We start from the raw sequence: 12,897 nt of genomic DNA, 5'->3' as shown, positions 1-12,897 counted from the left end.
TGGGAAGGCGCGATCAGCCGATCGCCCCCGTCGCCCTGCCCGCGGCCTCGAACATCGCGATGATCTGGCCGACCTGTTCATCGCTATGTTCCGCGCAAAGCGAGCAGCGCAGCAGAAAGGTTCCCGCGGGAGTTGCCGGGGGGCGCGCCATGTTGACGTAGAGCCCCAGTTCCAGCAGCGCCTGCCACATGGCGACCGCCTGCGTCTGGTCGGTCAGGATGACGGCGATGATCGCGGATTGCGGCGTTTCCGTGCCCAGCCTGAAGCCGAGGTCGGTCAGGCCCTTGTGCAGCCGCTGGCTGTTCTTCCACAGATGGGCGCGCTTCTCGCCGGCATGCATCAGTTTGCGGATCGACGTCGCGGCGGTGGCGACGACGCTGGGCGGCAGGGACGCGGTGAAGACATAGGGACGGCAGACGAGGCGCAGCACCTCGAACTTCGGATGGTTGGAGACGCAGAAGCCGCCCACCGTGCCGACCGACTTGGAGAAGGTGCCGACGACGAAGTCCACGTCCTTTTCGACGCCCTGCTCCTCATAGACGCCGCGGCCGTTGGGGCCGAAAAAGCCCATGCCGTGGGCCTCGTCGACCAGGATCATGCAATTGGGATGCTTGCGGACCGCCGCCACCATGTCCGGCAGGGGGGCGACGTCGCCCAGCATCGAATAGACGCCCTCCAGCACCACCAGCTTCAGCGCGTCGGCGGGCAGGCGGCCCAGGCGCTTGTCCAGATCCTCGACGCTGTTGTGGCGGAAGCGGACGATCTCCGCATCGCCCAGGAAGCAGCCGTCGTAGATGGAGGCGTGGCTGTCGGCGTCCAGCACGACATAGTCGCCCTTGCCCGCGAGGGTGGAGATCATGCCGAGATTGGCCTGGTAGCCGGTCGAGAAGACCATCGCGCCGCTGGTGCCGTAGAAGTCCCTGAGCGCTTCCTCGACTTGCCTGTGACCCTGATAGGTGCCGTTCAGCACGCGGCTGCCGGTGGTGCCAGCGCCGAAGTCGTCCAGCGCCTTCTTGCCCGCGGCGACCACGTCCGGGTCGAAGGTCATGCCCATATAGTTATAGGTGCCGAGCAGGATCGTGTCCTTGCCCTTGATCACCGCCTGGGTCGGGGACTTCACCTCGTCCATCACGATGGCGAAGGGATCGCGCACGCCGGTCGCCAGCAGCGCCTCGCGCTCTGCGATCAGGGCATCGAATTTGGAGAAGAGGTCGCGGGCTTGCGTGGCGTCGGTCATTGTCTCAATCGTCCCAAAACCGTTCGGGCTGAGCGAAGTCGAAGCTTCTTGCCGAGCGGAGCCGCGGCTCCATGCTTCGCCTTGGCTCAGCAAAGGGCTTCGACTTCGCTCAGCCCGAACGGCGGTTAAAGTCTCAGGCGGATCAGCCCTTCAGCTTCGCCACGGCGTCCACGAGCTGGCCGATGGTCTCGATCTCGGCCTGCATGTTCATGGTGATGATGATGTCGAACTCATCCTCGATCGCGGCGACGAAATCCATCACCGTCAGGCTGTCCCATTCCAGATCGCCGGCGAAGGTGGTGGCTTCGGTCAGTTCGACGCCCTTTTTGTTGAAAGGCGCGATCTGGCTCAAAACGCTGTCGAAAATTGGCTGGCGATCCGTCATTATCCGTGGTGCTTTCCGTGAAAGAGCGGCTTTTGCCCTTAAGCGTCGCTCTTTGGCAAGGGAATAAGGCGGCAATCGGGCATGACTGTCGCGAAAAAAGGGGAAGGGGGGACTATGGCCGATGGGGCGAATGCGCCGGTGCCCAATGCGATCCACCTGCTGCGCACGGCGGTGCAGACCAATATGCAACTCAGCCAGATGGCCGACCAGAAGGCGAACATGCTGATCGGCGCGTCGATGGTGATCTTCACGCTTTGCGTCGCGCAGTTGCGCTCGGGCGCGCTGGTCTGGCCGGTGGCGGTGCTGGCGGTGGGCGTGTTCCTGGCCGCGACCTGCGCGATCCTGGCGGTGCTGCCGAGCGTGAGCCAGCCACGGGGCGGCGTGGGAGAGGAGGATAATCTCTTGTTCTTCGGCGTCTTCACCAGTCTCGGCGAAGCGGAGTTCAGCGATCGGATGATGCGGCTTGTCGCGGATGACGACGCGCTGTGCCGGGCGATGCTGCGCGACATGTACCAGAACGGGCAGGTGCTCCAGCGGCGGAAATATCGCTGGCTGGGCTATGCTTACCGGCTGTTTCTGGCAGGCGTGGTGGCGAGTTTCGCGGCGTTGATGGCGGATCTGGCGCTCAGGTGATGCTGAAGGCGCAGGCCTGTCCTGCCCGGCGGCTTAGCGGAAATTGTCCGCGTAAGCCTGAATCTTCAGCGTCTTCGGCGCGGTCGGAATGACCGTATAGGGAATCCCCTCCCGCTCCGCATAGGCGCGGGCGGCTTCCTCCGAGGAGAAGGTCAGCCTGATCTGCTGCTTCGTGTCGCCGGAACCCGCCCAGCCGGTAAGGGGATCGGGCTTCTTCGCTTCGGCCGCCACATATTCCAGCACCCATTTGCGGGTCAGCGCCTTGCCGGACTGCAGGGCGTTCTTCTGGATCTGATAGATGCGCGCGCTCATCGCGATAGAGACTCCTGAGGGAAGATCGGGTTGCGTTGCACCAGCGACTGGATCGAAGTCAAGGCTTCCCCTTGGCGTCGGCGCGTTTCGTGCGCAGCGTGGCGCCGGCGGCCGCCGGGTCGTCCGGCCAGGGATGTTTGGGATAGCGGCCGCGCATCTCCTTCGCCACGGCGCTCCAACTGCCCTTCCAGAAGCCCGGCAGGTCGCGCGTCGTCTGGATCGGCCGGCCGGCGGGCGAGGTGAGGGAGAGGACCAGCGGAATGCGCCCGCTGCCGACCACCGGATGCTCGTTGAGGCCGAACAGGGCCTGGACGCGCAGTTCGACGCGGGGGCCGCCCTCCGCCGCATAGTCGATCTCATGGCCGCTGCCGGCGGGGGAACGGAATTCGGGCGGGGCCAGCCGGTCGACCTGCTGCTTCCCGTCCCAGCCGATCAGCCCTTCCAGCACGCCCGAAAGCTGCGAGCGGTCGATGTCGGAAAGGCGGCGCCTGCCCTGCAGCAGCGGGGGCAGCCATTCGTCCAGCGTTTCCATCAGCGCGGTATCTGACAGCGCCTCCACCCCGGCGAAGGCAGCGCGCATCCTGAGCGACCGCGCGGCGTCGGACCAGGGAAGCAGGTCCAGCCCGCCCTGCCGCACGCCGTCGGTCAGGGCGGCGACCACGGCGGTCGGATCGGGCCGATCGTCGGAACCGGAAGAGAGCCGCACCGCGCCCAGCCGCCTTTCGCGCAGCGCCTCTATCCCGCCATTGGCGGCCCGGAAGCGCACGGTGCGGTGTTCCGCGACGCGAGCGCTGAACAGGTCGATCACCTCCGCCTCGCCGATCGGTGCGGCGGAAAGGATGCGGGCGCCCGCGGCGCTGCCCTGCACTTCGCCCACCGCCAGCCATTCCTCCCGCGCCAGGGGGCTGAGCGGGTCGAGCCGGAAGCCGCGTCCCCCGACGCTTGCCCAATCGGCTCCGTCCGCAGAGCGGCGCCTTGCGACCCGGTCCGGGAAAGCGAGGGCAAGGCAGAGGCCGGTTTCATGGCCTCCCGCCGCACTGACAGGGATTGCGCCGGATGAATCCGTCGGGGCCAGCTTCGCCCATCGCTTCGCCATCGCCCGCGCCACATCGGCGCGCTTGCCGCTTTCCCGCCGCCAGCGCATCCGCCGCTGCGACAGGTCCGTGTCCTGTCCGCCGATTCCCCGCTCGCCCAGCAGCACGGCAACCTCCGCCGCGATCTCCGCCAAACCCATTTCGCCTGCCCGCACCAGCATATGGCCGATGCGCGGTTCCAGCGGCAAGGTGGCGAGCGTCTTGCCATGGGCGGTGATGCGTCCATCCTCGTCCAGCGCTTCCAGCACCGTCAGCCGCTTGCGCGCCTCCGCCACGGCGGCAGCGGGCGGCGGGTCCAGCCAACGCAGCTCGCCCGGATCGCTCACCCCCCAAAGCGCGCAGTCCAGCATCAGGCTCGACAGGTCGCTCTCCAATATTTCCGGCGGGTCGAAGGGCGGCATCCCGGCCGTCGCAGCCGCTTCCCATAGCCGATAGGCGACACCCGGCCGCTGCCGCGCCGCCCGCCCCGCCCGCTGGGTCGCCGCCGCCTGGCTCGCCCGCTCCGTCACCAGCCGCGTCACCCCCGCCGCCCGGTCGTAGCGTGGCCGCCGGGCCAGCCCGCTGTCGACCACGATCCGCACGCCGTCGATGGTCAGGCTGGTCTCCGCAATGGAGGTGGCGAGGATGACTTTCCGCCGTCCCTCCCGCGAGGGGCGGATCGCCGCGCGCTGCGCCGCCGGATCGAGCGACCCGTGGAGTTTGTGAACCTCCGCCCCGGCATCCTCCAGCCGTTCCGCCGTCCGTTCGATTTCCGCCACGCCGGGCAGGAAGGCGAGCAGGTCGCCTTCCGTCTCTTCGTTGAGCGCCCGGCGGATGGTGGCCGCCATTGCATCCTCTATCCGCTTTTCGGCAGCGCGTCCGACATGGCGCAGTTCCAGCGGCTGGATGCGGCCTTCGCTCTCCACCACCGGCGCGTCCTTCCCGCCATGGGCGAGCAGCGCGGCAAAACGTGCCCCGTCCAGGGTGGCGGACATCGGCACGATCCGCAGGTCCGGCCGCAGCGCGCCCTGGGCGTCCAGCGCGAGCGCCAGTCCGAAATCGCTGTCCAGGCTGCGCTCATGCACTTCGTCGAAGAGGACCGCGGAAACGCCCGAAAGCTCCGGATCGTCCTGGACCCGCCGCACGAAAATGCCTTCGGTCAGGACCAGCAGGCGGGTCCGGGCCGACATCCGCGAATCCATCCGCGTCGCATAGCCCACCGTGCCGCCGGGCTGTTCGCCCATCAGTTCGGCAATCCGTTCCGCCGCCGCGCGGGCCGCAAGCCGGCGAGGGGAGAGCAGCAGCACCTGCCCGGTGCACCAGGGTTCGTTCAGCAGCGCCGGGGCCACTGCCGTCGTCTTGCCCGCGCCCGGCGGCGCCACCAGCACGGCGTTGCTGCCTTCGCGCAGGGCGGCAAGCAGGTCGGGCAGCACGGCATCGATGGGCAGGGCAGTCATGGCTGTCCCTCTCGCGCCATTCCCGGCCGAGTGCAAGGATCAGCCGAACAGCAGCGCGTGGATGGGGTTTTCAGGGTCGAGCAGCATCTTCGCCGTCAGCGCCAGCGACATGACGATCAGCAGCGGCCGGATCAGGCGGCTGCCGAAGCGCATGGCGAGGCGCGATCCGATCTGCCCGCCGGCGATGCTGCCCACCGCCATGGCGAGGCCGACGATCCAGATCACATGCCCGCCCGCGATCATGGTAAGCAGGCCGGCGAGGTTGCTGGCGAAATTGGCTGCCTTGGTCTGCGCGGTGGCGCGCACGAGGCCCAGGCCGCCCAGCGCAATGAAGATGCTGGTGTAGAAGGCGCCCGCACCCGGTCCGAAAAAGCCGTCGTAAAAGCCGATGACGCCGATCAGCAGGCTCAGCAGCACCATGCCGATGCGCTGGTGCCGGTCGATCTCGCTCATCTTGGGCGAAAAGGTGAAATAGGCCGCCAGCGCGATCAGCAGCGCAGGCATAAGCCCCGCGAGGATGGATGGATCGACCCGCTGCACCAGCCACGCCCCGCCGACCGACCCTGCGAAGGCGGCGAATATCGGCCAGCGATAGGCCTTCAGATCCATATGTCCCGCCCGCGCATAGGCCACGCAGGCGCCGAAGGTGCCGAGCGAGGATTGCAGCTTGTTGGTGGCGACCGCCGGAACGGGCGGGATTCCGGCAGCGAGCAAGGCAGGCAGGGCGATCAGCCCGCCGCCGCCCGCCATTGCGTCGATGCATCCCGCCATAAGCGCGGCGGCCATGAGGAAGGCGATGGTTTCAGGAGAAGGGATCATGATCGGCAGGAGGTCTTGGCGGAATGAAGCGCTAAGTGCACCTGTCTGCGCAGGAACACGACGATGGAAACGAACCGGCCTGCCAGACCCTCAATAAGCCCGCGCGATGGCGAACCCGACCGCTTCGGTCAGCGCGGCCTTGGCCTTGCCATTGTCGAACATGCCCAGCGCATCGATCGCTCTCTGCCCATAATGCCGCGCCCGCGCCAGCGTATCCGCGATCGCGCCCGTCTTGCGCAGCAGGCCCGTCGCATGCGCCAGATCCTCGTCGCTCACCCGGTTGCCTGCAATGGCCTGCTTCCAGAAGGCGCGGTCATCTTCCGAACCCCGGGCGTAGGCGAGGATCACGGGCAACGTCACCTTGCCGTCGCGGAAATCGTCACCCGCATCCTTGCCCATGGTCGCGCCGTCCGATTCATAGTCGATGGCGTCGTCGATAAGCTGGAAGGCGATGCCGAGGTTGCGGCCATAGACGTCCAGAGCCTGCTCCTCGGCCTCCGTGCGGTCGGCGACCACGGCGGAAATGCGGCAGGCGGCGGCGAACAGGGCAGCGGTCTTCGCGCCGATGATGTCGAGATACTGCTCTTCGCTGGTGTCGATCTTGCGCTGGGCGGTGAGTTGGTTGACCTCCCCCTCCGCGATCACGGCGGACGCATTGGAGAGGATCTTCAGCACCTTCAGCGATTCCGCCTCGACCATCAGTTCGAAGGAGCGGGAAAAGAGGAAGTCGCCCACCAGCACGCTGGCGCTGTTGCCCCAGATGATGTTGGCGGTCTTGCGGCCCCGGCGCAGCCCCGATCCGTCGACCACATCGTCATGCAGCAGGGTCGCGGTGTGGATGAATTCGACCGCGGCGGCCAGCTTGTAATGACGCGACCCGGCATAACCGACCAGATCGGCGCAGGCGAGCGTCAGCATCGGCCGCATCCGCTTGCCGCCGCCCGCGATCAGATGCCCGGCGAGTTCCGGGATCAGCGGAATGCGCGACTGCATCCGGTCCAGAATGACGGCGTTCACCTGATTCATGCCCTCAGCGACCAGCGCCATCATGGGGGCGAGCGAAGGCGCGCTGCTGGCGCGGCCGATGGGGTGGACATTGCCGGTGGCGGATGCTGTCATGACAAGCGCCATGTGGCGGCGCAAAATGCTAAAGGCAAGCGGGAATAGCTTGCGCGGGCGTCCGGAAGCGGCAAAAAGCGCGCGATATTTGATCGACGCATCGTCAGGGCGCAAAACCCGCGTCCATTTTCGCCGGCGATGCTCTGCGGAGGACCAAAGTGGACGAGACCCTGAAGCGCTATCGCGAGAGCATCGACAATATCGACGCGGCGCTCGTCTTCATGCTGGCGGAGCGGTTCAAGATCACCCAGGCCGTCGGAGAGCATAAGGCGACCCACGACCTGCCTCCCGCCGATCCCGGCCGGGAGGAACGCCAGATCGCCCGGCTGCGCCAGCTTGCTACCGATGCCAATCTGGACCCCGATTTCACGGAGAAATTCCTGCGCTTCATCATCGATGAGGTCATCCGCCACCACGAACGGCTGCGGGAAAGGCAGGGCTGAGTTCAGGCCGGTTCGGCGATGTCCTGATTGCGCGTCGGTTGCGTCGACCGGCCCAGCATCACCCCACCCAGCGCCAGCCCGAAGCCGATGAGCTGCACCGGACCCAGCCGTTCCCCGAACAGCAGCCATGCCTCGACCGCCGCGAGCGGCGGCACCAGCAGCAACAGCATCGACATGCGCGTCGGCCCCTGATGCCGCACCAGCCACACCAGCAGCGACAGTCCGCCCGCCGACAGCCCCAGCACCGACCAGGCAAGGCCGATCCACAGCACAGGCGTGCCGTCCCAGCGATATTCCCCGGCGAACAGCGTGGCCGCGATGGCGAGCAGCGCGCCGCCCCCATTCTGCACCGCCCCGGAAATCGCGATGCCGTCGCCTGCTATCGATCCGCGCTGGATCAGCGTGCCCCCCGCCATGCCGAGCACGGCGAGCACGCCGGCGAGAGCCGGTCCTGTCGCGATCGATCCGGCGCCCGACCGCTCGATCGCCGGCAATAGCACGCAACCGACCCCTCCGATCGCGATCGCCAGACCGACCCAGGCGCGGGCGGGCAGCCGGTCGCCCAGAAAGGCGACGCTCGCCACCGCCACCATCAGCGGTTGCAGCGAACCCAGCAGCGCCATGACGCCCGCTGGCATGCCGTTGTTCACCGCCCACCAGCTGAGCGTCAGGTAGAAGCCATGCAGCATCGCGCCAGCCGCCAGATGCAGCCCCAGTCGCCGTCCACGCGGCAGCGCCTGCCGCGCATAGAGCGCCGCCCCGGCGAGCAAGGTCGTCGTCAGCGCCAGCCGCACGGCCAGGACCAGCTCCGGCGCGGCATGCGGCACCATCGCCCGTGCGACGATGAAGCCGGTCGACCAGATCAGCACGAAGAGAAGGGAAGCCATGGCAGCGATCATGCGCTCGCCTTTGGCCTATCGATACTCGGCTGTCGAGGCGCGCTTTGGGTTGAAGCGCGGTTTGGGTGGCCAAATCGCCGCTGCCAGCACGCCAAGCCGCTGCCTTCGCAGGCGTGCGGGGCAGATCCTCCGCTCGCCACCCGTTCGGGTTCAATCCAGCATCGCGGCCAGGGCAGGCGTCATATATTCCTGCCCGCGATCAGCAACCCGCCGGATCAGGCATGCGGCAATGCCGTGCCGTGTGGCGAGGGCCATGCCACGTTCATGCCCCATTATCGTGATCGCGGTCGCCCAGGCGTCCGCCAGCATCGCGCTTTCGTGGAGCACCGTTACGGAAGCCACATCGTTGGTGATGGGCGCGCCAGTGGCGGGGTCCATGCTGTGGGAAAGGCGGACGCCGCCTTCCTGGCGGAAGCGGCGATAGTCTCCGGATGTCGCGACCGACAGGCCGCAAAGCGCTATCCGGAGCGTAGGGAGCGCAAGGCCGGGCGGAGCCTCCACGTCCACCCACCAGGGCTGAAGGTCGGGCTTGACCCCTTGCCCCTGCAATTCGCCGCCGATCTCGACCAGGAAATGCGCAGCGCCGAGGCCGCGCAGGGCAGCCGCCATTGCATCCACGGCAAAGCCCTTGGCGATGCCTGAAAAGTCCAGCGTCACGTCGGCCGTGCGCCGGGCGCGGTCGCCCTCGATCGCGATGGCGGTCCAGGGCGAGGGATGATGGGGTGCTTCGGAAAGGCCCGTCAGCCCGTCCGGACCGAAGCCCCATTTCGCCACCAGCCGGCCCACCGCCGGATCGAACGCGCCGCCCGACAGCCGGGCCATCTCCAGTCCGGCGCGCAGCACGGTCAGCATCTCGCCGGGCAGCGGCATCCATTGGCCGACCGGCGCGGCATTGAACCGGCTGATGGCGGAAGCCGCTTCCCAATTGCTCATCTGCGCGATGATGCGGTCCAGCACCGTTTCCATCGCCGCCGCGCTGCCGGGCGGGGCGTCGACGATGCGGGCGGACCAGCTCGTGCCCATGGTCGGACCGCCAAAGTCGCTGATCCTGCCAGCCTGCTTGTCTGGCCCGAACAGGTCGGGCGAGAGGCAGGGCGGGATGGCGATGCGGATCGGGCGGGCGGTCAGCCCTGCACCTCCACCGTCATGGCATAGGTGGCGCGGTCCTGGGGCGGGCCCATGGGCGGACGGGGCCCGCCTACACCCTGCGGCTGGCCCTGGGGCCCGGCTGCGCCCGGCGCACCGCCGGAGCCTTCGCCGCCCGGTCCGCGCCGCCCACCGGAACTGAGGCTGACCCAATACATGCCCGCTTCCGGCCAGGTGAAGCTGACCTTCCCTTCGGCATCGGTCTTCGCATCCATCTGCTTGAGGTCCGACCGGTAGCGGATGCCGCCCGGGATGGCGACCACGTCCAGCCCTGCCGCGGGCTTGCCGTTCAACAGGAACTGGAAGGTGGCGGCTTCGCCCACGGCAAGGTCGTTGGGGTGGGTGACGGGCACCATCTCCAGCCCCTTGCCCGTGGTCGTGAAGACCTTTCGGTCCGGCTCGCCCGCCGTCACGAAGGTTTCGATCCGGGTGCGCGCCGTCGCCGTCTGCACGTCCGTCGCGCCCTGCGGCACGGCGGTCGCCAGCGTCGCGGCGGTGGTGCCGCGCGGCAGCATCTTGCGCTCGCCGTTCAGCATGTAATTGCCCATCAGCATCTCGTTGACGATGGCGATCTTGTACGTGCCCTTGGTCCTGATGCCGAGGTCGAAGGTCTGGCGCAGCTTGCCGATGGCGCGGTTTTCCACCTGCGCCGTGCTGCCGTCCGGTGCGGTCACGACCGGCTGCCAGTCCTGCCCCGGATGGTCAAAATAATAGAGATCGCTGGAAATGGCGGCGTCCACCGTCAGCCATTCATTGCCGGAGCCGGCGAACATGGTTTCGGACGGCAGCATCCAGGGCCGCGCCGCGCCCGCCATTTGCGGCAGAGCCATGGCAGCGGTGGCGGCGAGCAGCAACAGCGTCTTGCGGAACGTCATCATGGCTTCCCTCCTCAGCGCGACAGCACGGCGCTGACCGCGCCCAGTTCGAACTGGCCGCCGGCGCTGCCTCTGGCCCCGGCCGCCGTTACGTTGAGCGGCACGCGAACCACCTCGCGCCCGCCGGATTCACGCGCAGCCTCCACCACCAGCGTATATTTGCCGGGGGTCAGGACCGGCATGCCGCCCTTGCCGGCGGTGAAGCTCAGCTTATGGGTGCCGGGGGCGCGGGTGGCGCCGGAAATGCCGTCGGCGGGCAGGGCGAGCGAGCGGCCGGAGGCGCGCCACCACATGCGAATGTCGCGCAGCCATTTGACGCCGCCATTGTTGCGCTTGTCGACATCGTAGAGAACCGACAAAGTGCGGGCGGGCGCGCCCTCCTTCTCCAGCCAGATCGCGACATAGGGACGGTGATATTCCGCCACCGACAGGCGCGGCAGGGCAAGCGTGACGTCCAGGGTCAGGCCCGTGGCGGGCATGGCGACGGCGCTGGCGCCCATGGCCGCGCCGGTCAGGACGATCTTGTGGCTGATCTGCATGAGGTGAAGAACTCCCCCTTAATGGATGAAGATGATGGCCAGGACGGCCGGAATGGCGAGGCCCGCGGCGACCAGCGGCCAGGTGGTCGGGCGCTTCTTGGCATGGAGCCAGAGCAGGAGCAGGCCGGTGAGGGCGAAGAGGAAGCAGGCGACGGCGAAGATGTCGATGAACCACTTCCATATATTGCCGGCGTTGCGGCCCTTGTGCAGGTCGTTGAGATAGCTGATCCAGCCCCGGCTCGTCGCCTCGCTGGTGACTTCGCCGCTATGCCGGTCGATCGATACCCAGCCGTCGCCGCCGGGGCGGGGCAGGGCAAGATAGACCTCGTCCGCCGACCATTCCGCTTCGCCCGCGCCGCTTTGGCCGATTTCCTGTTCCACCCATCGGGCGATCGGGGCGGGGAGGGGCCTCTTGGCGTCGGGCGCCTCGTCCGCCGCGACCTGCTTCAGCAAGGCGGGGGGCAGGGTGGCCGACCTGGTCACCGTCTGCGGCGAACCCTCGACATCGGCGGCGTGGTTCAGCGTGATGCCGGTGAAGGCGAACAGCAGCAGGCCGATCAGGCTGATCGCGGAACTCACCCAATGCCAGGTATGAAGCTGCTTCAGCCAGAAGGCCTTCGGGCTCTTCTTCCTGTTGTTCGGCTGGGTGCGGGCGGGGGCGTGCATCGGAAGCGGGACGAGTCCTGTGGGAGATGAGGCAGGCTGCATAACGCGAACGACTCGCAATTGCAAACTATGGGCGTTGCAAAATTTGTATCAAAATATGCGAGGCAAAGCCGGATCGTTTCCATGGAGCGGCGGCCGGCGCAGGATGGCGGCGTCATGCTATTGACGGGTGACCCCTTCGCAATTAGCCGCCTTAATGAAACGGGCGTGACATGAAAATGTCATCCGCTCCAAAGGGCCTGCCTGCAAGGAATGACGATATGCTGACGCCGGCCATAGCCGCTGGAATGCTGATGATGGGCGCGCAAGCGGGAACGGAGGGGGCGGCGGCGTCCGACCCTGCCGCCGTTGCCGCGCCAGCGCCCGATGCGTCTGCCGCTCCGCAGGCCGCCGCCGGAGGGACGCCGCAGGTGCTGGTCGTGCCGCCGCCGCCGGTAATGCCGAACCTGCCGGGCACGGACGCGCCTGCGGCTGCCGCGCCGCAGCCGGGCGAGATCGTCGTGACGGGCCATAGCCGCCCGCCGCCGGGCGATCCGCTGGAGCGGCTGAACGAGAAGAGTTTCCAGACGGTGCAGGCGGTCGACAAGGCCGTGTTGGAACCGGTCGCCAAGGCCTATAACAAGGGTCTGCCAAAGCCCGCGCGCAAGGGGCTGCGCAACTTCTTCTCCAACTTGCAGGAGCCGGTGGTCTTCCTGGCCTATATGCTCCAGTTCAAGCCGGGCAAGGCGATGGAGACGGTCGGACGCTTCACCATCAACACCACCCTGGGCGTGGCCGGCCTGTTCGACGTGGCGAAGCGCAAGCCCTTCTTCCTGCCCTATCGGCCCAACGGCCTTGCCAATGTGCTGGGCTATTATGGCGTGGGGCCGGGCCCCTATATGTATCTGCCGATCGTCGGGCCGACGACGCTGCGCGACATTGTGGGGGATACGGTGGACAAGCTGGTCGTGCCCTTCGCCGTCGGCAAGCCGTTCAACGAGCCGAAATATGTGATTCCCGCGACGATCCTGAACCAGCTGGGCGAACGCGCCGCCTTCGACGAGACGATCCAGCAGATTCGCAGCGAGGAAAATCCCTATGCCTATTATCGCGAGCTGTATCTGAAACAGCGCAAGGCGGAGATCGAGGCGCTGCACGGACGCACGGTGGAGGAACCGGTGACGCCGGTCTATGGGCCGGGGCTGGGGAAGGCGCCGCCGCCGGAAACGGTCCCTGCGCCGGAGCCGATTCCCACCCCCACCCCATAATCGTCATTCCCGCCTGCGCGGGAATGACGGGGGTTGGAGAGAGCGTA

14 protein-coding genes are annotated in these 12,897 nt (G+C 67.4%); 3 read left to right on the top strand and 11 right to left on the bottom strand.

Going from position 1 to position 12,897, the window contains the following annotated elements; translation table 11 throughout:
- Window positions 1-13: 13 nt before the first annotated feature.
- Both spt and TZ53_RS00835 read right to left on the bottom strand, forming a co-directional pair.
- Window positions 14-1,237, bottom strand: coding sequence for a serine palmitoyltransferase (spt, locus tag TZ53_RS00840; RefSeq protein ID WP_044660121.1), 1,224 nt, complete (start codon window positions 1,235-1,237; stop codon window positions 14-16).
- 142 nt (window positions 1,238-1,379) lie between these two features.
- Entirely contained in the window at window positions 1,380-1,622 is a 243-nt protein-coding gene (locus TZ53_RS00835; protein ID WP_044660120.1) for an acyl carrier protein, read from the bottom strand.
- Between the two features lie 114 nt (window positions 1,623-1,736).
- Between TZ53_RS00835 and TZ53_RS00830 the strand changes: the two genes are divergently transcribed.
- Entirely contained in the window at window positions 1,737-2,255 is a 519-nt protein-coding gene (locus tag TZ53_RS00830) for a Pycsar system effector family protein (RefSeq protein ID WP_238320092.1), read from the top strand.
- A gap of 33 nt (window positions 2,256-2,288) precedes the next feature.
- Here TZ53_RS00830 and TZ53_RS00825 read toward each other — a convergent pair whose 3' ends face one another.
- The 4 genes from TZ53_RS00825 to TZ53_RS00810 form a co-directional block, all read right to left on the bottom strand.
- On the bottom strand, window positions 2,289-2,567 hold the full coding sequence (locus tag TZ53_RS00825) for an ETC complex I subunit (RefSeq protein ID WP_025549586.1): 279 nt from the start codon (window positions 2,565-2,567) through the stop codon (window positions 2,289-2,291).
- Window positions 2,568-2,625: 58 nt separating this feature from the next.
- Window positions 2,626-5,097 (bottom strand): ATP-dependent helicase HrpB, encoded by a 2,472-nt coding sequence (gene hrpB, locus TZ53_RS00820; protein ID WP_044660118.1) that lies wholly within the window; start codon window positions 5,095-5,097, stop codon window positions 2,626-2,628.
- A 39-nt stretch (window positions 5,098-5,136) separates the two neighbouring features.
- A complete protein-coding gene (locus TZ53_RS00815; RefSeq protein WP_044660117.1) occupies window positions 5,137-5,916 on the bottom strand; it encodes a TSUP family transporter in 780 nt (259 codons plus the stop codon).
- A gap of 90 nt (window positions 5,917-6,006) precedes the next feature.
- A complete protein-coding gene (locus TZ53_RS00810; RefSeq protein ID WP_025549588.1) occupies window positions 6,007-7,035 on the bottom strand; it encodes a polyprenyl synthetase family protein in 1,029 nt (342 codons plus the stop codon).
- Between the two features lie 158 nt (window positions 7,036-7,193).
- On the opposite strand from TZ53_RS00810, the gene TZ53_RS00805 reads away from it, so the two are divergent.
- On the top strand, window positions 7,194-7,478 hold the full coding sequence (locus TZ53_RS00805; RefSeq protein WP_025549589.1) for a chorismate mutase: 285 nt from the start codon (window positions 7,194-7,196) through the stop codon (window positions 7,476-7,478).
- 2 nt (window positions 7,479-7,480) lie between these two features.
- Here TZ53_RS00805 and TZ53_RS00800 read toward each other — a convergent pair whose 3' ends face one another.
- From TZ53_RS00800 to TZ53_RS00780, 5 genes are all read right to left on the bottom strand, one after another.
- The gene (locus tag TZ53_RS00800; RefSeq protein WP_044660116.1) at window positions 7,481-8,377 is read right to left on the bottom strand and encodes a DMT family transporter; all 897 of its coding nucleotides are present in this window, start codon (window positions 8,375-8,377) and stop codon (window positions 7,481-7,483) included.
- 150 nt (window positions 8,378-8,527) lie between these two features.
- Window positions 8,528-9,400, bottom strand: a complete 873-nt coding sequence (locus TZ53_RS00795; protein ID WP_044660115.1) for an FAD:protein FMN transferase — start codon at window positions 9,398-9,400, stop codon at window positions 8,528-8,530.
- 101 nt (window positions 9,401-9,501) lie between these two features.
- Entirely contained in the window at window positions 9,502-10,401 is a 900-nt protein-coding gene (locus tag TZ53_RS00790; protein WP_044660114.1) for a DUF4198 domain-containing protein, read from the bottom strand.
- A gap of 11 nt (window positions 10,402-10,412) precedes the next feature.
- Complete coding sequence (locus tag TZ53_RS00785; protein WP_044660113.1) at window positions 10,413-10,937, bottom strand: DUF2271 domain-containing protein; 525 nt, start codon at window positions 10,935-10,937, stop codon at window positions 10,413-10,415.
- Between the two features lie 18 nt (window positions 10,938-10,955).
- The gene (locus TZ53_RS00780) at window positions 10,956-11,603 is read right to left on the bottom strand and encodes a PepSY-associated TM helix domain-containing protein (RefSeq protein WP_044660112.1); all 648 of its coding nucleotides are present in this window, start codon (window positions 11,601-11,603) and stop codon (window positions 10,956-10,958) included.
- Window positions 11,604-11,863: 260 nt separating this feature from the next.
- Between TZ53_RS00780 and TZ53_RS00775 the strand changes: the two genes are divergently transcribed.
- The gene (locus TZ53_RS00775; protein ID WP_044660111.1) at window positions 11,864-12,850 is read left to right on the top strand and encodes an MlaA family lipoprotein; all 987 of its coding nucleotides are present in this window, start codon (window positions 11,864-11,866) and stop codon (window positions 12,848-12,850) included.
- Window positions 12,851-12,897: the final 47 nt, after the last annotated feature.

This window comes from Sphingobium sp. YBL2, from assembly GCF_000943805.1.
Taxonomy (GTDB): Bacteria; Pseudomonadota; Alphaproteobacteria; order Sphingomonadales; family Sphingomonadaceae; genus Sphingobium; species Sphingobium fuliginis.
The sequence above is the reverse complement of the archived record's forward strand: the minus strand, read 5'-3'. Positions and strand labels throughout refer to the sequence as shown.